Below are 19932 nucleotides of genomic sequence, written 5' to 3' on the forward strand. Positions count from 1 at the left end.
CTCACGTGCGGTTAACGATTCTTTTACCCCCTGGTCGGGTCGATCAACACACGATCACTGCGTTCTTCGCTCTCGTCCGGCTCCTCGACGCACAGCGCCGCCACGCGGTCGTTCGGCGCCAGGTTGACAATCGTCACACCCTGCGTATTGCGCCCGAACATTGAAATACCGTCGGCTTCGGTGCGCATCACCATGCCGCTCTCGGTGATAAACGTCAGCAGCGAATGCTCATGCACAACATGGGCGACGGCAACCTCATCGCCGGGGCGGAGCCGGATCGTGATGACTCCGCCGGTGGCGCGCCCCTTGACCGGGTATTCTTCCAGCGCGGTGCGCTTCCCATAGCCATTGGCGGTTACCACCAGCAGCGCCGCGTTTTCGCGCGCCAGGTCCATCGAGACCACTCGATCCCCTTCGGCGAGCGCGATACCGATGACACCGGTGGCCGGTCGCCCCATTGGGCGCACCTCTTCCTGGCGGAACCGGATGGTCTGCCCACGGGCAGTGGTAAGCAGCACATCCTCGTGCCCCTGGGTCATCGCCACCCAGCCCAATTCATCGCCATCTTCGAGACCAATGGCAATCAATCCATTGGAACGCACCTGACTGTACTCTTTGATGGACGTGCGCTTGATCTTGCCGCGCACCGTCGCCATAATCAGGTATTCCGCCTTCTCGAAATCGGGGACTGCCAGCACCGATGTGACCTGTTCGCCCGGTTCGAGCGCAATCAGGTTGACCAGCGGCAGCCCCTTGGCGGTTCGGCTGGCGTCGGGGAGTTCGTGCGCTTTGATCTGATACACCTTGCCGCGATCGGTGAAGAAAAGCAGGTCGTCCATGGTACTGGCGGCCAGAATGTGCCGCACCACATCCTGCTCACGAATGGTCGCGCCACGGATGCCGCGCCCGCCGCGTCGCTGCGTCCGGTAGATGTCGGGCGACTGGCGTTTGACATACCCGCGATCGGTAAGCGTGATCAGCACCCGAACGTCCGGGATCAGATCCTCGTCGCTCACTTCGCCATCCGCATCGGGGATGATGCGCGTGCGACGCGGATCGCCGTACTTCGCCTTCAGGTCGGCGAGGTCCTGCTTGATCAGGTGCAGAATCTTGCGCGGGTTTGCCAGGATATCCTCGAGTTCGCCGATCAACTGGATGACCTCACGGTACTCCTCTTCGATCCGCTGCCGTTCGAGCGCGGCGAGTCGCCCCAGTTGCATCTCCAGAATTGCGTTTGCCTGCGCCTCACTGAGCGCAAATCCATTCATCAGGTTGGTGCGCGCATGGTCGCGCGAGCGTGAATTGCGGATCGTTGCAATCACCGCGTCGAGATTATCGATCGCAATTTTGAGACCTTCGAGGATGTGGGCGCGTGCGCGCGCCTTATCGAGATCGAACTCAGTCCGACGACGGATGACCTCGCGGCGATGGTCGATGTACTCCTGCAACAGGCGTTTGAGCGTCAACAGACGTGGCTGCCGCCCCCCTTCGACCAGCGCCAGCATGTTGACGCCGAACGTCGTCTGCATTTGCGTGTGTTTGTAGAGCGCATTCAACACCTTTTTGGGCTGCGCGTCCTGCTTCAGAATAATAACCAGCCGCATGCCGCTACGGTCGGATTCATCACGCACATCGCGAATGCCTTCGATCTTGCGATCACGCGCCAGTTCGGCGATACGCTCCTGAAGGCGCGCCTTATTGACCTGATAGGGAAGTTCGGTCACAACAATGTGGAATGCTCCCCGCGCCGCCTCTTCGATATGCGCTTTTGCGCGAATAGTAATGTGCCCGCGCCCGGTGCTGTAGGCATTCATGATGCCTTCCGTTCCCAGGATCATACCCGCAGTGGGGAAGTCGGGACCGGGCATGATTCTGGCCAGGTCTTCAATCGTTGCATCAGGGTTATCGATCAGATGCGTGATCGCGTCGCACACCTCGTTCAGATTATGCGGCGGGATGTTGGTCGCCATACCGACGGCGATGCCAGCGGCGCCGTTCAGCAGCAGATTGGGAATACGCGCAGGCAGAACGACCGGTTCACGGTACAGCCCATCGAAGTTGTCGCGGAAATCGACAGTATTCTTTTCGATGTCGGCGAGCATTTCTTCGGCGATCGGCGTAAGACGCGCCTCGGTATAACGCATCGCCGCTGGCGGGTCGCCGTCGATGCTGCCAAAATTCCCCTGCCCCTCGACGAGTGGGTAGCGCATATTCCAGGGTTGCGCCAGACGCACCAGCGCATCGTACACGGCACTATCGCCGTGAGGGTGCATCTTGCCCAGGATTTCGCCAACGATACGCGCGCACTTCTTGAACGGCTGATTCGCCCGTATCCCCATGTCCCACATACCATAGAGGATGCGCGTCTGAACCGGTTTGAGACCGTCGCGCGCATCGGGGAGCGCGCGCGAGACGATCACGCTCATCGCATAGTCGAGGTACGCGCTGCGCATCTCGTCGGTAATGTTGCGCGGTCGAACGATCCCGATTTCCATACGATCTCCTGAACATGATCAACGGCGGCATGAAAGCCGCCGGATAACGCTCTGCCTGCATCTGTTCCAGGTGTAGTATACCGTTAAGTCGTGTGTTTGTCCAGAATTTTCAAACCTTTGTTCTACTCCACGACGGGACGTAGTCCGCGCACCGCCACTGGTCCAAACCCCAGGTAGTCACACGACGTCAACTGGTAGTAGACGCCATCGACCAGCCCCTGTGTTGCTACCGCCCAATCTTCGGGGCGGTGCAGATGCCCATACACGCAGGCGGCCGCCTTTGCAGCCGCAATCCGGCGCGCGAATTCGGTCGGGCGGCGCCCCGCGAACGGCGGGAAGTGGATCATGACAATGATGGGGCGTTTGCCGGACGCCAGATGTTGCGCCGCCGCCAGCGCCGTGTCGAGCCGCATCAATTCGCGCTCGTAGTACGGGCGGTCGGTCGACTCTTGAAATCCGGGGGTTTCCGGCGTATTCCAGCCGCGTGTGGCGCACACCACCGCTTCGCCAATGTCAATCGCGCTCGCTTCGAGAATATCGATGCCCGGAGGGAGTGAACGCCGCACCCGGTTGGTGCGTTCCGAACTCCACCAGTAGTCGTGGTTGCCGCGCGAGATGATCTTGCGCCCCGGCAGCGCCGCGATCCACTGGAGATCGACCAGCGCGTCCTGAAGCTTCATTGCCCACGAGGTGTCGCCAGCGAGCAGCACAACGTCATCGGGCTTGACCCGCGCACGCCAGGCGGCGGCGATGCGCTCCGGGTGGTCCTTCCAGCGACTGCCGAAAATGTCCATCGGCTTGGGTCGGGCGAAGGAAAGATGCAGGTCTGAGATGCTCCATACCATGCTGCGCATGGTACCAGACTTGTGCGGGTATGCCAAATAGGTGGCGACTGCGCCTGCTTTTCGACTTGCTGGTAATCAATGCCAGGCAATACGTTCCCCCGGCGTCACAACCGACCTGAACGGCGTGGCGCGCGTTGTTATTTTGTGGGTTGTTTTGATATTATAATAATCACCACCATTACCTGCCCCGGTGATGGTTCAGTGATGTGCGAGACTACTGGCAGGGCTGGGCTTTGTGGTGAGTCGAGTGGTTTTGTGCTTTTCGCTCAACGGTGCGTCTTATGCCGCGCAACGAATCCGACACCCGTGCGCAATTAGTCGATCCGTTACTCAACCGTGCCGGTTGGACGCGCAGCCAGGTGACACGTGAGCACTATTATCGTCCTGACTGGCAATACACACCAGGGCGAGTTATTCTGCGCGGCGGACGCGTCGAGCGTGAGAAACCGCGCGTTGTGGACTATCTCCTGCGCTACACCGAAGCGTTCCCAATAGCCGTCGTAGAAGCCAAAGCCGAAGACCTGCCCGCTGTCGCCGGTCTGGAGCAAGCCAAACGCTACGCCCGCGAGAACAATTTGATGTTCGCCTATGCCACCAATGGTCACGAGATTATTGAGTGGGATGGGTTCACCGATACCACACGCGAACTCAAAGAGTTCCCGTCGCCTGATGAGTTGTGGCGGCGCTGGGAGTTGAACACCGGCGTTCATTCGCCTAAAGCGGCAGGACGCACAATCGCAGAGTTGCGCCCGCTGTACAACGCTGCCGTAGCCGCCGCCCGCCAGCGCAACCCCCTGCTGCATCCTTACGCGCCGTCCAGCCTGACGCGGGGCAGTGAGCCGCGCTACTTTCAGGAAGCCGCCATCCGTGAAACGCTGGTGCGCGTGATGCGCGGGCAAAAACGCATCCTGCTGACCATGGCCACCGGTACTGGCAAGACCTTTACCGCCATGCAGATCGTCTGGAAACTGGTCAAGTCGGGCTGGTTGCATCAACAAAAGGGACGTGCGGGTAAAATCTTGTTCCTGGCAGACCGCGAGGTATTGCGCAACCAGGCGTATAATGCGTTCAGCCCCTTTGCGAGCGACCATGGTGACCCGCGCTTTATGCTGGATGGCAAACGCCGCCTGAGTTTGCAATACGACCTGTATTTTGGCATTTATCAGACGCTGTGGGCAACCGATCCCAGAGGGAAGCGTCTGTTCGAGCAGTTCCCGCACGATTTTTTCGATGTGGTGATTGTGGACGAGGCGCATCGCTCCGGCTTTGGCACATGGAAAGAGATTCTCGATCACTTCGAGAGCGCCATCCATTTGGGAATGACTGCCACCCCCAGGCAAGACGAAAATGTGGATACCTACGCTTACTTCTGTGCCGAAGAGCCAGCCATCCCGCTCGACCCGCAAGACCCTTCCAAAGGTGTATTGCACCAGGCGGCGTACACCTACAGCCTGAGCCAGGGTATCGAAGATGGCTTTTTGGCGACGTATAAAGTCCACCGCGTGCTGACCAGCATAGATAAAGATGGTTTGCACATATCCAGAGTACTGGAACAGGGCGCCGAAGTAATTGTGCCAGAAGACGCCAAAGTGCGCGAGGAGTATTACACCCCCAATTTCGAGCGCGAAATTCGCCTGCCTGACCGCACCCATACGCTGGTAAAGCACCTGGCGAAGTTGCTCCGTCAGTTCGGACCCTTGCACAAGACAATGGTATTTTGCGTGGATGTGGAACATGCCCGGGAAGTCGCCCGTCTGCTGAACAACGAATTCGCCAGCTTAGGATTGGGTCATGATTACGCTGTACCCATTGTCAGCGAAGAGGGCGAGCAGGCGCAGCGCTGGCTTAACCAGTTCCAGGATAGTGACCGCAAAACACCAGTGGTAGCCACCACTGCCGAATTGCTTTCGACCGGCGTAGACGTGCCCGCCTGCCGGAATATCGTCTTTATGAAAACAATTTCCTCGCCGATTCTTTTCAAGCAAATCATCGGGCGTGGCAGTCGCCTTGATCCGGCCACCGGCAAACTGTGGTTCCGCATTATTGATTACACCAACGCCACCCGCCTGCTCGATCCGCGCTGGGATTGTCCAACCCGTCCAGTACAGGTAGCGCCCGACCCAAACGCTCAGACCGGTATCGCACAGGGAACGGTGCGTCTGGCAAAGAGCAGCAACGTGATTCAAGGGGCAAGTGTGGCGGTAATGGCCGGTCCGAACGACCAGCGAGGTCCGATCCTGACCGATGAAAACGGCCAATACCGTTTCGAGAACTTGCCAGTGGGCGAAATATCCATTGTGGTTTATGCTCCGCGCTTCAACCGCCAGCAGAAGCATATCAACACGCAGGACAGCACGCCTGTCACGCTCGATTTTGAACTCTCGCCAATCCAGCAGAGTGGACGGCAGGAGATAGTGGTCAAAAATTTGCAGGTAACGATTGCTGAGGAAGCCACGTTTCTGGTCGCAGGGCTGAACGAGCCGCTTACACTCGAACAGTATGTGGACTACTCACGCGAGAAAACACGGGCGTTGATTTCAAGTTGGGAGAAACTGGTGCAAATCTGGCGAGAGGAAAAACAACGTCGGCAAGCGCAAGATGAGTTACAGCATGTCAGCGTATACCCTGATGTCCTGGCTGAAGTTCTGGACATTCGGCAAACAGACCCATTTGATGTTCTGGCTTATATCGCTTTCGGGCGCCACCCCATTCTTACCCGTGATCAGCGTGCTCAGGCATTTTTGCAGCAGCACGCCGACTGGCTGAAAGCCTTTCCTGATCAGCAGCGGCGCGTCATTGAAGCCCTGTTAGAGCAGTACCGCCTGAGTGGAGTGGAGGAAATGGTCAATCCGCGCGTTTTTCGTCTACCTGCGTTCAAACCGCTGGGCGGGCTGAAAGGCGTCAGTCAGCAATTTGGCGGAGGCGAAGCACTGCGCCAGACGGTGATGGAACTCCAGCGGCGGTTGTATTCGTTTGGTTGATTTTTGAGCGCTATCGATGGATCAAAGTTATCGGCGGGCTGAAGCCCTGCCTCACATCGTGCAAGCCCTGCGGGCTGCAATCGTAATCGGCGGTGATCGACGGGCTGAAGCCCTGCCTCACATCGTGCAAGCCCTGCGGGTTGCAATCGTAATCGGCGGTGATCGGCGGGCTGAAGCCCTGCCTCACATCGTGCAAGCCCTGCGGGTTGCAATCGTAATCGGCGGTGATCGGCGGGCTGAAGCCCTGCCTCACATCGTGCAAGCCCTGCGGGCTGGATCAACCAGGCGCCCCTTCGGCAGGTGGACGGTGATGGACGCCATAGCCCCGCAGGGGCTTTCATGCCCTCAGAAAGGGCTTCAGCCCGCACTCATCGCCCGCACGAATCGCGGCGCGGGCGTTACGCAGGGATCGACAGCAAAATCGGTCGGCGGGCGTCGTGACCGGCGGGCTGAAGCCCTGCCTCACATCGTGCAAGCCCTGCGGGCTGGATCAACCAGGCGCCCCTTCGGCAGGTGGACGGTGATGGACGCCATAGCCCCGCAGGGGCTTTCACGCCCTCAGAAAGGGCTTCAGCCCGCACTCATCGCCCGCACGAATCGCGGCGCGGGCGTCACGCAGGGATCGACGGCAAAATCGGTCGGCGGGCGTCGTGACCGGCGGGCTGAAGCCCTGCCTCACATCGTGCAAGCCCTGCGGGCTGGATCAACCAGGCGCCCCTTCGGCAGGTGGACGGTGATGGACGCCATAGCCCCGCAGGGGCTTTCATGCCCTCAGAGAGGGCTTCAGCCCGCACTCATCGCCCGCACGAATCGCGGCGCGGGCGTCACGCAGGGATCGACGGCAAAATCGGTCGGCGGGCGTCGTGACCGGCGGGCTGAAGCCCTGCCTCACATCGTGCAAGCCCTGCGGGCTGGATCAACCAGGCGCCCCTTCGGCAGGTGGACGGTGATGGACGCCATAGCCCCGCAGGGGCTTTCACGCCCTCAGAAAGGGCTTCAGCCCGCACTCATCGCTCATCGCCCGCACGAATCGCGGCGCGGGCGTCACGCAGGGATCGACGGCAAAATCGGTCGGCGGGCGTCGTGACCGGCGGGCTGAAGCCCTGCCTCACATCGTGCAAGCCCTGCGGGCTGCAATCGTAATCGGCGGTGATCGGCGGGCTGATGGTCTTTGAAGAAATAATTCGGTATAGCCCGCGCAGGCGGGCTTTGCATTCCATAGCCGAGGGCTTCAGCCCCACGGCTAGCGCGGTAGAGCGGAATAAATGCTCAATCTCCATAAGCCCTGCCACACGTCGTGCAAGCCCTGCGGGCTGGGATCGTGATCGGCGGTGATCGGCGGGCTGAAGCCCTGCCTCACATCGTGCAAGCCCTGCGGGCTGGGATCAACCAGGCGTCCCTTCGGCAGGTGGACGGTGATGGACATCATAGCCCCGCAGGGGCTTTCACGCCCTCAGAAAGGGCTTCAGCCCGCACTCATCGCCCACACGAATCGCGGCGCGGGCGTCAGCCCGTACGAGCAGAGTCAACCTGATGGACAAGGGAATCTACGATGACCTATTGGCGACTCCACTACCACCTTATCTGGTCAACACAAGACCGTCTGCCTACCTTAACGGGGGAGCGCGAGAAAATGTTTTATGGTGTATTGTATCGCAAGGCTGCAGAACTGGGCGTAAAAATCCATGCGGCAGGCAATGTAGAAGACCATGTGCATGTCGTGGCATCCATCCCACCCAAACTAGCAGTAGCGGAATGTGTCCGTCATCTCAAAGGCGCAAGCGCGTATGCTATTAACCGTATGCCGGACAGCGATGGTCAATTCAAATGGCAAAGCGGATATGGCGCATTGAGCATTGGCGAACAGTCGCTGGAAACGGTGATGGCGTATGCTGCACGGCAAAAGGAACATCACGCAAACAAAACGACCATCGACGCTTATGAAGAGAGCCATGACGAAGAATAGCGCGCGATTCGTGAACGGTTCTCTGGAAGACGCGCCAGGGGATGCATTCCGCGCTCAATGCCTGCACACACACGCGCAGGAACTCCGGTCTCGCATAGCCCCGCAGGGGCTTCCGTGCCCTCAGAGAGGGCTTCAGCCCGCACACAAGAGGCGCGGGCGTCACGCAGGGATCGAAGGCAAAATCGGTCGGCGGGCGTCGTGATCGGCGGGCTGAAGCCCTGCCTCACATCGTGCAAGCCCTGCGGGCTGGATCAACCAGGCGCCCTTTCAGCAGGTGGACGGTGATGGACGCCATAGCCCCGCAGGGGCTTTCACGCCCTCAGAAAGGGCTTCAGCCCGCCTGCAAGAATCGCGGAAAGGGCTTCAGCCCGCACCGCGCGCAACCAAAACCAGACCTGAAGCCAGAAACGGAGACCTGATCGATGCAACTCAGTCTTGGACTTAACGAAACGCTCGGCACCGATCTGTGGCGCGCCTGTGACATTTTGCGCCGCGATAACAATGTCGGCGGCGTGATGCAATACACCGAACATCTTGCCTGGTTGCTGTTCCTTAAGTTTTTTGACCAGGAAGAGAAAAAACGCGCCCAGGAAGCTGCCTTTCGCGGTGAGACCTACATTCCAGTACTCCCACCCGATCTCGCCTGGGATGCCTGGGCTGGCCCGGAAGCGCTTCAGAAATGGGATTCAAGTAGAGGGCAACTCGTCGCATTTGTGCGTGGCCGATTGCTGCCGGGACTGGCGAGCCTGAACGGTTCGCCGCTGGCGAACACGATTGCCAGACTGTTTTCCGACGAGAGTATTGGTGATCAGACGGTGGTGCGCAATGTGCCGGTCTGCGCCTCGGATTACAATCTGAAGGATGTGCTGACCATCATCAACGCGATTGACTTCGAGCGCGACGACCATTTCTTTACGATCACCCGCTTTTATGAAGACCTGCTGGCACGGATGGGGCAGGAGAATCAGATTGCTGGCGAGTTTCACACCCCACGCCCGATCATCCGCTTCATGGTCGAGGTGATCGACCCACAGATCGGCGAGACGGTGTATGACCCGGCGTGCGGTTCAGCCGGCTTCTTAGCGCAGGCGCATCTCTGGATGGAAAAAAACGCCCATACATTAGAAGACCTGGAAACGTTGCAGCAGCGCACCTTTTACGGACGGGAGAAGAAAGCGCTGGCCGCCCTGCTGGGGACGATGAATCTCATCCTTCACGGGGTGACGACGCCGAACATCGTTCGCGCCAACACCCTGGAAGAGAGCGTCAAGACTGGCGTCGCCGAACGCTTTGACATCGTGCTGACCAACCCACCCTTTGGCGGCAAGGAGGGCCGGCATATTCAGCAAAACTTTCCTGTCCCTGGCAACGCAACCGAGTTGCTCTTTTTGCAGCATATTATCAAGAAACTGAAACCGACCGCCAACGCCCGCGCTGCGGTGGTCGTTCCCGAAGGCACGCTCTTTCGCAGCGGTGCGTTTGCCGAGGTCAAGCGCATGCTGCTGGACGATTTCCACCTGTTCGCTGTCATCAGCCTGCCGCCGGGAGCGTTTGCACCCTATTCGGATGTAAAGACCGCCCTGCTCTTCTTCCGCCGCACCGAGGGCAGCCATATCCGCAATCCGCTGGCGCGCAACGAGACCTGGTACTATGAACTGCCCCTGCCCGCCGGGCTGAAGAAATTCAGCAAGGGTAGCCCGATCCTGGATGAACACTTCACCGAAGCCCGCCGTCTGTGGGAACAGTGGAAGCGTTGGCTGGACGGTGAGGGGGAACGGCCCTTCCCGCTGGCTGTCGGGGTGCGCACCGCAGGCGAGACGGCCAGCCGACCGTATTGGGTCGAAACCCTTGACGACCTGCGCGCCCGTGGCTACGACCTGAGCGCCCGCAACCCGTATCGGGGCGAACGCGCCACGCTGCCGCGCCCCGCCGAGCTGACCGTCCGCCTGCTCGAACGGCAGCGTGAACTGCGCGCCGCTATGGAACGCCTGCACGCTCTGGTGAGCAATGGGGAGGAGGAAGAATGATGGAACGCTGGGAACTACCGAAGGGGTGGGGGTGGAAGAGACTTAAGACCCTGGTAACTGTAAATTATGGCAAGGGCTTATCAGAGAAACAACGAAAAGCCGGAAATGTGCCTGTTTATGGCGCAAACGGTGTTGTGGGCTTCCATGATACATCAATTACAAAAGGTCAAACGATTGTGATTGGTCGCAAAGGTTCTGCTGGAGCAGTGAATTGGAGCGAGATAGCTTGTTGGCCGATTGATACAACATTTTTTATTGATGAATTCCCAGAAATCCTTTACCCCCAATTTCTTTACCAATTTTTGCGAAGTCAACAAATTGACCGCTTACAACAATCTGCCGCAATTCCGGGCTTAAACCGTGATGTTTTGTATAGTGTCGAAGTTCCCATTCCCTACCCCGACGACCCGGCCCACTCGCTCGCCGAACAACGCCGCATCGTCGCACGGCTGGAACTGTTGCTGGGCGAGACCCGCGCTATGCGCGAAGACATCCAGGCCATGCGCCGCGACCTGGCGCAGGTGATGGAATCCGCGCTGGCGGAGGTGTTCCCCAACCCGAATGGAGAGATGCCAAAGGGGTGGGGGTGGAAGTCTATTGATGATTTGTTTGAATTGCAGCAAGGCGCGTCCATGTCTCCGCGCCGCAGGCAAGGGAGAAATCCACAACCTTTTCTTCGTACCAAAAATATCTTATGGGGTGAAGTAGATACAAGCGACGTGGATGTAATGGATTTTACAGAAGATGAAATTGAACGATTGAAGCTCAGAAAAGGCGATTTACTCATTTGCGAGGGCGGAGATGTAGGTAGAGCTGCTGTCTGGGAAGACCAGTTGCCGTTAGTCATGTACCAGAACCACATCCATCGTTTACGCCGTAAAAGCGATGATGCCGATCCTAAATTCTATGTTTACTGGATGAAAGCAGCTTATCAACTATTCAAAATATATCAAGGTGAAGAAAGCCGAACCGCAATTCCAAATCTTTCTGGAAGAAGACTTAAGAATTTTTTAGTTCCAACGACAAGTCTTACCGAACAACGCCGCATCGTCGCCTACCTGGAACACATCGCCGAAGAAATTCGTGCAATGGATGATTTACTGGCGCAGGACCTGCGTGATATAGAGGTGCTAGAACAATCCATCCTGGCAGCGGCGTTTCGAGGGGAGGTGTGACCGATGGCAGGAGAGTCGATCGCATCGTTGTTGAACAACGTCTGGGCAGCGTTTCGCCGCGCAGGTATCACCGACGACCTGCGAATCATTGAGCAGACTGCCGCCTTGCTGCTCGAACAGGAAGGCGTCAAACTCGACTCATCCCTGCCCGCTCTTTCTGTACCACAGGAGTTCGACCAGGACAATGTCCGCCAGCAGTTGGAGAAAGCCAGCCAGCAGGCTGGCGGCGCAGGCGTCCTATTCGACCGTTATATCTTGTTCCGCCTGGACAACATGCGTCCTGGTGGTCAATACCCTACACCGCGGCACATCGTTCGCCTGATGACGGCGCTGGCTGAGACCACGAAGAAAGTCGTCGCCGATTTTGCCTGTGGTTCAGGCGGCTTGCTCATCCACAGTCAGGGCAGCAGTTTGGTCGGGGTGGACATCTCGCCCGAATGGGCGCGCATCGCCCGCGCCAACCTGCAATTGCATGAGAAACAGGGCGACATCCGCGAGGGTAATGCGCTGCGCGTGGCCAAGAGCGACGAGCGATTTGAGCGGATTGTAATGAATCCGCCCTTTGGGGAAAAAATCGCGAGTGACTTCGGGACACGCAGTGAAACGGCGCTTATCAACCTGGCACTCAATCATCTGGCAACTAACGGACGCGCCGCCCTGCTGGCGCCCGGCGGTGTGCTGTTCAGCAACAGCAGTGCTGAAGAGAAGTTGCGTCAGCGTCTGGTAGACGACGTGACGCTAGAGGCGATCATCACCCTGCCCGAAGACGCATTCCAGCCTTATAGCACACTCACTACCCATCTGCTGCTGATTGAGAACAAAAAGCCTGTGGAGGAAGGATGCACCTGGTTCCTGCATCCGGTCTATGATGGCTACGTCAGCGGGCGCGGGCGTGACCTGACTACCGACCCCAAAACGCCCAACGACCTGACGCTGGTGGAACAAGCCGTCACTGCGTTCCGTCAACCGCCTGCGTTTCAGGAAGGAATACCCCTGGCCGTTCAGCGGCTTAGCGAAAACGGCACCCTGCTGGGGTATCTGATCCGTCCCGCAGCAGGGGTGTCGTTGCTTTCGGTTCGCTACCTGCCTGCTCAGGGGACAGAAGTGCAGGAGGGGGATGCGTCTGCCCAGGGGACAGAAGTGCAGGCTGGTCTAGCTGCTACAACTGGTCTGGAGGGGGATGCGTCTGCCCAGGGAACAGAAGTGCAAGATGGGGATGCGTCTGCTCAGGGGACAGAAGTGCAGGAGGGGGATGCGTCTGCCCAGGGGACAGAAGTGCAGGCTGGTCTAGCTGCTACAACTGGTCTGGAGGGGGATGCGTCTGCCCAGGGAACAGAAGTGCAAGATGGGGATGCGTCTGCCCAGGGAACAGAAGTGCGAGATGGGGATGCGTCTGCCCAGGCGGCAGAACCTGCCCTGTTTCTACTGGAAGTTCAACAGCAGGAGAAGCGCACATTCTGGAAGTTTGCATCGCAAGCCTCGCCAGTGCCGGAAGAAGTGCCGCTGGAAGAAGTGGAAGATGCAGAAAAGTTGGTCAGAGAACGGCTGGGCTTGAAAAAGAAAGACCCTCTCTCGCCGCCAAATGTCTTCCAGGCGCAAAGCATCCGCTGGGGAAGCGCGGAAAAACAAACGGTTGGCGGTCTGATGATTACGTTTGCCACAGAACGTCCGCAGTTGATGGGCGTTGCCATCCCACGAGCGACGCTGAAAGCGCGTAAGTACACCCTACAGCCCGATGATTACCTGCGTCCCCCCGAAATCCGCGCCGAATTGAAACGCCCGCACGACACTTTGCTGGGTATCTATCAACGACAGCAGGAGCTTGCCCAGCGCATGAATAGACTGACTGGCTGGCTGGTTCCTCAACGTTCACCGGAATACTCCATTCCCGGCAAAGTAGATGTTCAAACGCCGTTTGGCGCGTTGAGCGACAAGCAGTACGAAATCTGGCAGTCTATCGAGGGTTTCAAAGATGGTGAATCCGCCCGTCCCTTCACGGCCGCCGATATTGCTGTTGATGGATGCACCGAAATCGAGAAGCGCCTGACTTTGGAAATGTTTGAGGCTATGGGCTTAATCGTTCCGATTACTTTGAAACATCCAGAAAGCGGGCAACTGCTCAATCTCTATCGTCTGGCAGAATCAAATGATCGTTGGACAGGGGAGAAAAGCAACGAATGAGGCTGTTACGTTTCTATATTGACAGCTATCGAGTGTTGAGCAAGCTGGATGTGCGCTTCGATCCTGGCGCACCACAAGACAATCAAGAGCGTCCATATCATCTGGATTTCCTGGTTGGCGTCAACGGTACCGGTAAATCCACTGTCCTGCGTCTGCTGGCGCGCATCTTTCGTGGCGTTACCGTCTCGTTTGAGGAATTAAGCGATCTGCCGTTTATTCTGGAATACTATCGCGAAGGCGACAGGCACAAAAAAATCTACATCGCCAATATCCATCGCACACCCGACGGCGCCATGCAATCTCTGGATAGATACTTCGTTTGCACCGCTGGCGGGTTAGATGCACCATACGACGTCGAAAGTCCTGACGATGAACATCTGAAAGATGTTGTCGAATCAGAACTATTACCTGAGCGCATCATTGCCTACACGACCGGGAGTGAAGACGAGTGGCTCGATCACGATCAACCCGATCCCCAGGCAAACGCTTCCGACCGACCTGTTCAATTAGAAATGACTGCCGCAGAACGCACCCTTCAGGAACGGACCGGCTGGTCGTGGGTACAAACAGAGAAGCAAGAGGGTAAAGCACCACAGTTTCGCTTCATCCGGCAGGCCCAACTGGCGCTGGTAGCGCTGGCAGGACTACTCTTGCATCACGAAACAGAACAGCAATCCCCCCTGGCAAACGCACTCAAGCAAGTCAACTTTCAAGGGATGGCGGGGTTTTCTCTGCAATTCAACCTGACTTATGCCAGCGTCAACGAGCGCAATCAAATCTGGCAGCGTTTTGGTCAACATGCCAGCCGTGCCATTCGCAGCGGCGGCAGAGTCTTGATGGTTTTTCAGCCCGATACATTTGCCAGATTGCTGAAAGAACATGGCAGCGCCTTAGCGCTTTTTGAACAACTGGCCGACTGGTATAGCCAGGAATCGCCGTTGCTTACCAAAGTTAACCTTTTCCTGGAGCGCGCCAAGACTGAAAAACAGGCAAGTCCTCTTCACACCTGGGAATGGCTCAGTGACGGCGAACGCAGTTTTCTCGGACGCATGTGCCTCTTCATGCTATTCGGCGACGTTGAGTCGCTGATCCTGCTGGATGAACCGGAAGTACACTTCAACGACTACTGGAAACGTCACATCGTAGACACGATTCACCAGATACTGGCGGGAAAAAGAAAGCCGCACCGCAGTCATCTCCTGATTGCCACCCATTCCAGTATTTCGCTCAGCGATGTTCCCAAAGAAGATGTGGTAGTGTTAAGACGTTCCGGTATGCTGACTGATACAATGAGTATGCCATCCATCCAGACCTTTGGCGCAGACCCCAGCGACATCATGGTGCATGTCTTCGACGCACCGCATGCAATGGGTCAACACAGCGTGAACGAGATCGAACAGTGGCTGGGGGAAGCCTACCAAAAGCCTGCAACGGAACGCCGGAAATTCCTGGATGAAAAGCTTAAGCAGGTTTCTCCTGGCTATTGGGCATATCGTATTCGTCGTGAAATGGTCGGACTGCCATAATTGAGTTGCTTCTGCAATGATCCACGAAGTACGCCTAGCCCACGAAACAAAGTACTATTTATGGCAGATAACCTGTCTGCAAATCGATGTTTTAGCCTGTGCAGTGCAAATCCAGCTCAATTTTACTGAGCAGGACCTGCAAACCGCGCTGAAATGCAAAATGTCCCAGCAGCGGGCTATGCGTGTGGCGAATTGGATTTGTAGGCACAGAGACACTAGAGAGGGTTTGCAAACATTTGTGACCGGAACCCAGTGTGAGCGCCGGAGTCTGGTTGAGTCTATGCAACAAGATGTTTTACGCCTTTATTGTGGACAGCTTAACAAAACATTAGAATGTTGCTTTGCCGATGACAGACATTTGCCAGCGTATCAAAAAGGGGCGAAACAATTCCTGCTTGCATTCTACGATCAATTGAGCAACGGTATCCCTACTGATATCCTGGCTTCAAACTCCAGGAAATACTCCAGGTACGGACGTGAGCAATTCTTCAAGGCGTATGAAGAAGCAAATCCCCGGCAATCGGTTTGTGCCATTTGTGATGAACATCGCCCGATCACGATTATTCGCGGTCACGTCCACAGCGACATCGAACATTACTTCCCCAAGAGCGTGTACCCGCATCTCGCATGTCATCCTTACAACCTGATCCCCATCTGCCAGGCATGCAATTCAGCACACCACAATAAAGATCCACTCCAAGGGCGGGGTTGTTCACCACGTCGGCGCACCCTGGGCGAAGTTTTCTTACCCTATCGCAATGAGTCTGTGCGGTCGCATGGTGCAGTCATATTCGATGGAAACAAACCTGATTTGTACATCGTAGAGCGCAATAACAATAATAATAGCCTTTTCTATACCAGAGTGACGGCTTTTTTAGAGATCTACGACGTCCCTCAACGCTGGAAAAGCCAGATTCACCGGATTGGTGAACAACTCTGGCGTCAGATAAGTCACTTTGCTCTCGCTGAAATCGAAAAGAATGAAGCATTAGATGTCTTCAAGGTAAAAACCGTGCTGGAGAGGTTGCTGAACTACTTCATTGAAGACCTTGGGGCAACATCCTGGGATTATGTGTTGATATGGTATCTGAGCTATCTTCTGGTCACGGAGATCGAAACAGCCATTCAAAACCATCAACCACCGCACGAGGTTCCGCTGATTCAAACGTTGGACGAGATTATCAAAAATCCATCGCCCGATATCCCCGCTTTGCCTGCCCATAAAGTGCTGGAAATAAGTCGAGAATTATATAACCAGGGTCTACCTTGACCTGCATCCCCTTCGCGCGCGTATGCCCCAGCCCCGCAGGGGCTTCCACGCCTTCAGGGAGGGCTTCAGCCCGCACACCCCCGCGCTCCACCCACACACCCCAGCCCCGCAGGGGCTTCCACGCCCTCAGGACGGGCTTCAGTCCACACACCTGACCCTCCCCCCACCCACGCACACCCCAGCCCCGCAGGGGCTTCCACGCCTTTAGGGAGGGCTTCAGCCCGCACACCCCCGCGCTCCACCCACACACCCCAGCCCCGCAGGGGCTTCCACGCCCTCAGGACGGGCTTCAGTCCACACACCTGACCCTCCCCCCACCCACACACCCCAGCCCGGCAGGGGCTTCCACGTCCTCAGAAAGGGCTTCAGCCCGCACACCTTCCGGCCACGCTCTCAGGAAGGGCTTTAGCCCGCACACCCCCGCGCCTCCACCGCCACCCACGCACACCCCAGCCCCGCAGGGGCTTCCACGTCCTCAGAAAGGGCTTCAGCCCGCACACCTTCCGGCCACGCTCTCAGAAAGGGCTTCAGCCCGCACACCTTCCTGCCACGCCCTCAGGGAGGGCTTATGGTCTTTGAGTAAATAATCCGCTACAGCCCGCGCAGGCGGGCTTCGCCTTGGCTAGCCGAGGGCTTCAGCCACACGGCTAGCGCGGGATAGCGGAATAAATTCTCAATCTCCATCAGCCCGCACTTTAGCCCGCACACCTCCCTCTGCCCGCACCTTTTCAACCCGCATCTCTGCCCGCACACCTTTTCACCCCGTATGCAACCCGCACTCGGTCTTGGCAAACCCGACCCAGCGCCCGGCGCGCGGGTTGCTGGCGCTGGCAGGGCGGGTGCAGGGAGTACAGCCAATACTGGGGTACCCCTGGTCGAGCAGCGGATTGTACGGAACCCGGTGTGTATGAATATAGGTCCAGACCTGCCGGTCGCTCCAGAATGCGAGTGGATTGATTTTCACCAGGTTATGGCGTGTGTTCCACTCCAGCAGATGAACCGTTGCACGGGTGTTCGACTGATCACGGCGAATGCCGCTGATCCAGGCGTCGTAGTTACGCAGTGTTTCGGTGAGTGGCGTCACTTTGCGAAGATGACAGCACCGATCTGGATCACGAGCGTATAAATGCGGTCCTTCCTGACGATCCTGTTCTTCGAGCGACAACGCGGGACGACGGCGCTGGATCGGTATGCCGTAGCGCTGTTCGGCGAGCGCAGCAAGTTCGTATGTTTCAGGGAAGAGAAGATCGGTATCGAGAAAGATAACCGTTATGTTAAGCTCTGATCGGGCGACCATATCCAGCAGCACCATCCCCGACGGTCCGCTGAAACTGCACGTGAGCGCAAGGCGAGGGTGGAATGTCTGCGTCGCCCAGGTCAGCAGCGCCTCCGGCGGTTGGTTCTGAAAATGTTCATTGAGTCGCTCAAGTTCTTCCGATGACCACACGGTACGCCTCCAAGAACCAGGAACCAGGAACTGAGAACCAGGAACTGAGAACCGGGTTCAACCTTCAACCTTCAACCTTCAACCTTCCCACCTTCAACGTCCACCCCGTCCTTCCCCGGTGAGATACTGCTGAATCGCAAGGAACGCAGGGCGTGGGCTGCCATCGGCGTTGAGAATGGCAAACGACGCCTGCTCGTGCAACGGTTGACCGCTGCGCGCGCGCAGGATGGCAAAGTTCAGGTTCCAGAGAAACATCGCTTCGACCCACGGATACTGATCCTCCGTCAGTCGCATCGCTCCGACGATGTATTCCGCCTGTTGCTCGAACGACACCTGATTGCCATACTCGAACCCCGGCGTCGTGTTGCGCGTCGCCCATCCGAACTCGGTGATCCAGATCGGGATGTCCTCCAGACCATGAGCGACCATCAGGCGACGCACGTTCTCGACGTGGCGGAAATAGAACGTGGGATGATCAGTCCAGCCGCGCGCCGTGCTCGGATTGATGGGCCAGAGGGTGTCTGGCGGGTTCGCCGCGCCGCCGGGATGCACCGCCTGTGCATCCATACAGTCCCGGATGGCACCGTCCCGGTAGGTGTACATTGCTGAATAATACACCATATCGTCCACGGCGATCCGCGCATCGGTGACGCCGGTTGAGGAGGGCGCGCCTGCCAGAACAACGATTGACGGATCAATCGCTTTGATCCGCGAATAGGCGACGCATAGCAGTTCAACATACCGTCCCGCATCTTCGAGCGTCACACGCCCGCCATTTTCGTGCGCCAGGTTCTGTTCGTTCCAGATTTCGATCGCGTGGATGCTGCCGGGGAAACGCTGAACCAGCGCTTCGACAAAATTTCCCAGATGCTCTGGTTTATCCGGCATACCATACGTGCCGCGCGAATAGAACGCTGGTGCGCGCACAATTGTGATGAGCAGGCGGAAACCGGCGGCATCTACTGCGTCGATAACGGCAGGCAGTTCACCCCAGGCGTAACGACCTGGCGGACCTTCCAGGTCTTTCCAGTGGATCTGCTGGCGAATCCAGGTGAAGCCAGCTTCGCTGGCGCGCTGCAACGGCAACCGGCGCGCGGTGTAGAACAGATGCGCTGCGACGCCGAACTGGAGCGGACCGGCGCGGACCGGCGCTGGTGTAGGCGTGGGAAGCAGTGTGGGGGTCAGGGTTGGCGTGGGGGCGGGGGAGGGCGTCGGCGTGGGCGTGGCAGTCGCCGTCGGCGCCGGTGTGACAGTGGCCGTCGGGGTGGGCGTGGCGGACGGAAGGGGCGTGGCGGACGCAGAAGGCGATGGGATGGGTGTGGGTGGCGCAATCGACACCTGCGGCGCGGCGCACGATGCCAGCAGGAAGGCGACCAGGAACAGTCGGACCGTACGCATCGCCACGCAGCGCCACTAATACTGAATCATCGAAAAGAAAGGATATTTCGCCAGCCGCTCGCGCCCTTTGAGAAACGTCAGTTCGATCAGGAACGCCACTTCTTCGACGACCGCGCCAGCCATTTCGACCATCTGGCATGCCGCAGCGACTGTTCCGCCAGTGGCGAGAACATCATCGATGACGACGACACGGGCACCCGGCGCCAGGGCATCGCGGTGCATCTCAAGTTTGTTCGTTCCGTACTCCAGATCATATTCGACCGCAAATGTCTCCCATGGCAGTTTCCCCGGCTTACGGATCGGGATCATCCCCACCCCAAGGCGATACGCGAGCGGTGCGCTGAAGATGAACCCACGCGACTCGATACCGACGATGGCATCGAGCGCACGACCTTCGTAGCGCGCCGCCAGCGTGTCGATCACCTCTTTGAACGCCGCACCGTTCTGCAACAGCGGGGTGATATCCTTGAACTGAATGCCGGGAATGGGGAAATCGGGAATGTTGCGGATCAGGTCGGCCAGGTTGGTGGTCATGAGAAGCCTCCAAAAATCGAGAACTGAGAGTCACCGCATCTACCTACCAGGCATAGTATGTCAAAGCCGTCAGATAGGCATATCGAT

General features: G+C 57.8%; 14 protein-coding genes. 8 read left to right on the forward strand and 6 right to left on the reverse strand.

Annotated features, from left to right (window positions below; all coding sequences use genetic code 11):
* Window positions 1-23: 23 nt before the first annotated feature.
* Both gyrA and ROSERS_RS03765 read right to left on the reverse strand, forming a co-directional pair.
* A complete protein-coding gene (gyrA, locus tag ROSERS_RS03760; RefSeq protein ID WP_011955500.1) occupies window positions 24-2495 on the reverse strand; it encodes a DNA gyrase subunit A in 2472 nt (823 codons plus the stop codon).
* A gap of 122 nt (window positions 2496-2617) precedes the next feature.
* Window positions 2618-3349, reverse strand: coding sequence for a metallophosphoesterase (locus ROSERS_RS03765; RefSeq protein ID WP_011955501.1), 732 nt, complete (start codon window positions 3347-3349; stop codon window positions 2618-2620).
* 272 nt (window positions 3350-3621) lie between these two features.
* On the opposite strand from ROSERS_RS03765, the gene hsdR reads away from it, so the two are divergent.
* Window positions 3622-6321 carry an EcoAI/FtnUII family type I restriction enzme subunit R gene (hsdR, locus tag ROSERS_RS03770; protein ID WP_011955502.1) on the forward strand — a complete coding sequence of 900 codons (2700 nt, stop codon included), beginning with the start codon at window positions 3622-3624 and terminating at the stop codon, window positions 6319-6321.
* Window positions 6322-6331: 10 nt separating this feature from the next.
* Here the strand turns inward: hsdR and ROSERS_RS25795 are convergent, their stop codons facing one another.
* Window positions 6332-6574 (reverse strand): hypothetical protein, encoded by a 243-nt coding sequence (locus tag ROSERS_RS25795; protein WP_157040959.1) that lies wholly within the window; start codon window positions 6572-6574, stop codon window positions 6332-6334.
* 57 nt (window positions 6575-6631) lie between these two features.
* On the opposite strand from ROSERS_RS25795, the gene ROSERS_RS03775 reads away from it, so the two are divergent.
* The 7 genes from ROSERS_RS03775 to ROSERS_RS03815 all read left to right on the forward strand — a co-directional run bounded on the left by ROSERS_RS03775 (window position 6632) and on the right by ROSERS_RS03815 (window position 16466).
* Window positions 6632-7408, forward strand: a complete 777-nt coding sequence (locus ROSERS_RS03775; protein ID WP_157040960.1) for a hypothetical protein — start codon at window positions 6632-6634, stop codon at window positions 7406-7408.
* Window positions 7409-7873: 465 nt separating this feature from the next.
* Window positions 7874-8287 (forward strand): IS200/IS605 family transposase, encoded by a 414-nt coding sequence (tnpA, locus tag ROSERS_RS03780; protein ID WP_011955504.1) that lies wholly within the window; start codon window positions 7874-7876, stop codon window positions 8285-8287.
* Window positions 8288-8709: 422 nt separating this feature from the next.
* Window positions 8710-10314, forward strand: a complete 1605-nt coding sequence (locus tag ROSERS_RS03785) for a type I restriction-modification system subunit M (protein WP_011955505.1) — start codon at window positions 8710-8712, stop codon at window positions 10312-10314.
* A complete protein-coding gene (locus ROSERS_RS23925; protein ID WP_011955506.1) occupies window positions 10311-11489 on the forward strand; it encodes a restriction endonuclease subunit S in 1179 nt (392 codons plus the stop codon). Before ROSERS_RS03785 ends, ROSERS_RS23925 begins: the two co-directional genes overlap by 4 nt.
* A 3-nt stretch (window positions 11490-11492) precedes the next feature.
* Complete coding sequence (locus tag ROSERS_RS27300; protein ID WP_011955507.1) at window positions 11493-13670, forward strand: HsdM family class I SAM-dependent methyltransferase; 2178 nt, start codon at window positions 11493-11495, stop codon at window positions 13668-13670.
* Window positions 13667-15196, forward strand: a complete 1530-nt coding sequence (locus ROSERS_RS03810; protein WP_011955508.1) for an AAA family ATPase — start codon at window positions 13667-13669, stop codon at window positions 15194-15196. Before ROSERS_RS27300 ends, ROSERS_RS03810 begins: the two co-directional genes overlap by 4 nt.
* A gap of 16 nt (window positions 15197-15212) precedes the next feature.
* Complete coding sequence (locus ROSERS_RS03815) at window positions 15213-16466, forward strand: hypothetical protein (RefSeq protein ID WP_041332953.1); 1254 nt, start codon at window positions 15213-15215, stop codon at window positions 16464-16466.
* 757 nt (window positions 16467-17223) lie between these two features.
* Here the strand turns inward: ROSERS_RS03815 and ROSERS_RS03820 are convergent.
* The 3 genes from ROSERS_RS03820 to ROSERS_RS03830 form a co-directional block, all read right to left on the reverse strand.
* On the reverse strand, window positions 17224-17913 hold the full coding sequence (locus ROSERS_RS03820) for a phosphoadenylyl-sulfate reductase (RefSeq protein WP_011955510.1): 690 nt from the start codon (window positions 17911-17913) through the stop codon (window positions 17224-17226).
* A 93-nt stretch (window positions 17914-18006) separates the two neighbouring features.
* A complete protein-coding gene (locus ROSERS_RS03825) occupies window positions 18007-19311 on the reverse strand; it encodes a hypothetical protein (RefSeq protein WP_011955511.1) in 1305 nt (434 codons plus the stop codon).
* Between the two features lie 15 nt (window positions 19312-19326).
* On the reverse strand, window positions 19327-19845 hold the full coding sequence (locus tag ROSERS_RS03830; protein WP_011955512.1) for an adenine phosphoribosyltransferase: 519 nt from the start codon (window positions 19843-19845) through the stop codon (window positions 19327-19329).
* Window positions 19846-19932: the final 87 nt, after the last annotated feature.

The organism is Roseiflexus sp. RS-1, assembly GCF_000016665.1.
GTDB lineage: Bacteria > Chloroflexota > Chloroflexia > Chloroflexales > Roseiflexaceae > Roseiflexus.

Excerpts from the sequence above, each read along its gene's own strand:
- ROSERS_RS27300 (WP_011955507.1), top strand. The coding sequence starts at position 11,493 with ATGGCAGGAGAGTCGATCGCATCGTTGTTGAACAACGTCTGGGCAGCG.
- ROSERS_RS23925 (WP_011955506.1), top strand. The coding sequence starts at position 10,311 with ATGATGGAACGCTGGGAACTACCGAAGGGGTGGGGGTGGAAGAGACTT.
- ROSERS_RS03785 (WP_011955505.1), top strand. The coding sequence starts at position 8,710 with ATGCAACTCAGTCTTGGACTTAACGAAACGCTCGGCACCGATCTGTGG.
- ROSERS_RS03765 (WP_011955501.1), bottom strand. The coding sequence starts at position 3,349 with ATGCGCAGCATGGTATGGAGCATCTCAGACCTGCATCTTTCCTTCGCC.
- hsdR (WP_011955502.1), top strand. The coding sequence starts at position 3,622 with ATGCCGCGCAACGAATCCGACACCCGTGCGCAATTAGTCGATCCGTTA.
- ROSERS_RS03825 (WP_011955511.1), bottom strand. The coding sequence starts at position 19,311 with ATGCGTACGGTCCGACTGTTCCTGGTCGCCTTCCTGCTGGCATCGTGC.
- ROSERS_RS03775 (WP_157040960.1), top strand. The coding sequence starts at position 6,632 with ATGGACGCCATAGCCCCGCAGGGGCTTTCATGCCCTCAGAAAGGGCTT.
- ROSERS_RS03815 (WP_041332953.1), top strand. The coding sequence starts at position 15,213 with ATGATCCACGAAGTACGCCTAGCCCACGAAACAAAGTACTATTTATGG.
- ROSERS_RS03810 (WP_011955508.1), top strand. The coding sequence starts at position 13,667 with ATGAGGCTGTTACGTTTCTATATTGACAGCTATCGAGTGTTGAGCAAG.
- tnpA (WP_011955504.1), top strand. The coding sequence starts at position 7,874 with ATGACCTATTGGCGACTCCACTACCACCTTATCTGGTCAACACAAGAC.
- ROSERS_RS03830 (WP_011955512.1), bottom strand. The coding sequence starts at position 19,845 with ATGACCACCAACCTGGCCGACCTGATCCGCAACATTCCCGATTTCCCC.
- gyrA (WP_011955500.1), bottom strand. The coding sequence starts at position 2,495 with ATGGAAATCGGGATCGTTCGACCGCGCAACATTACCGACGAGATGCGC.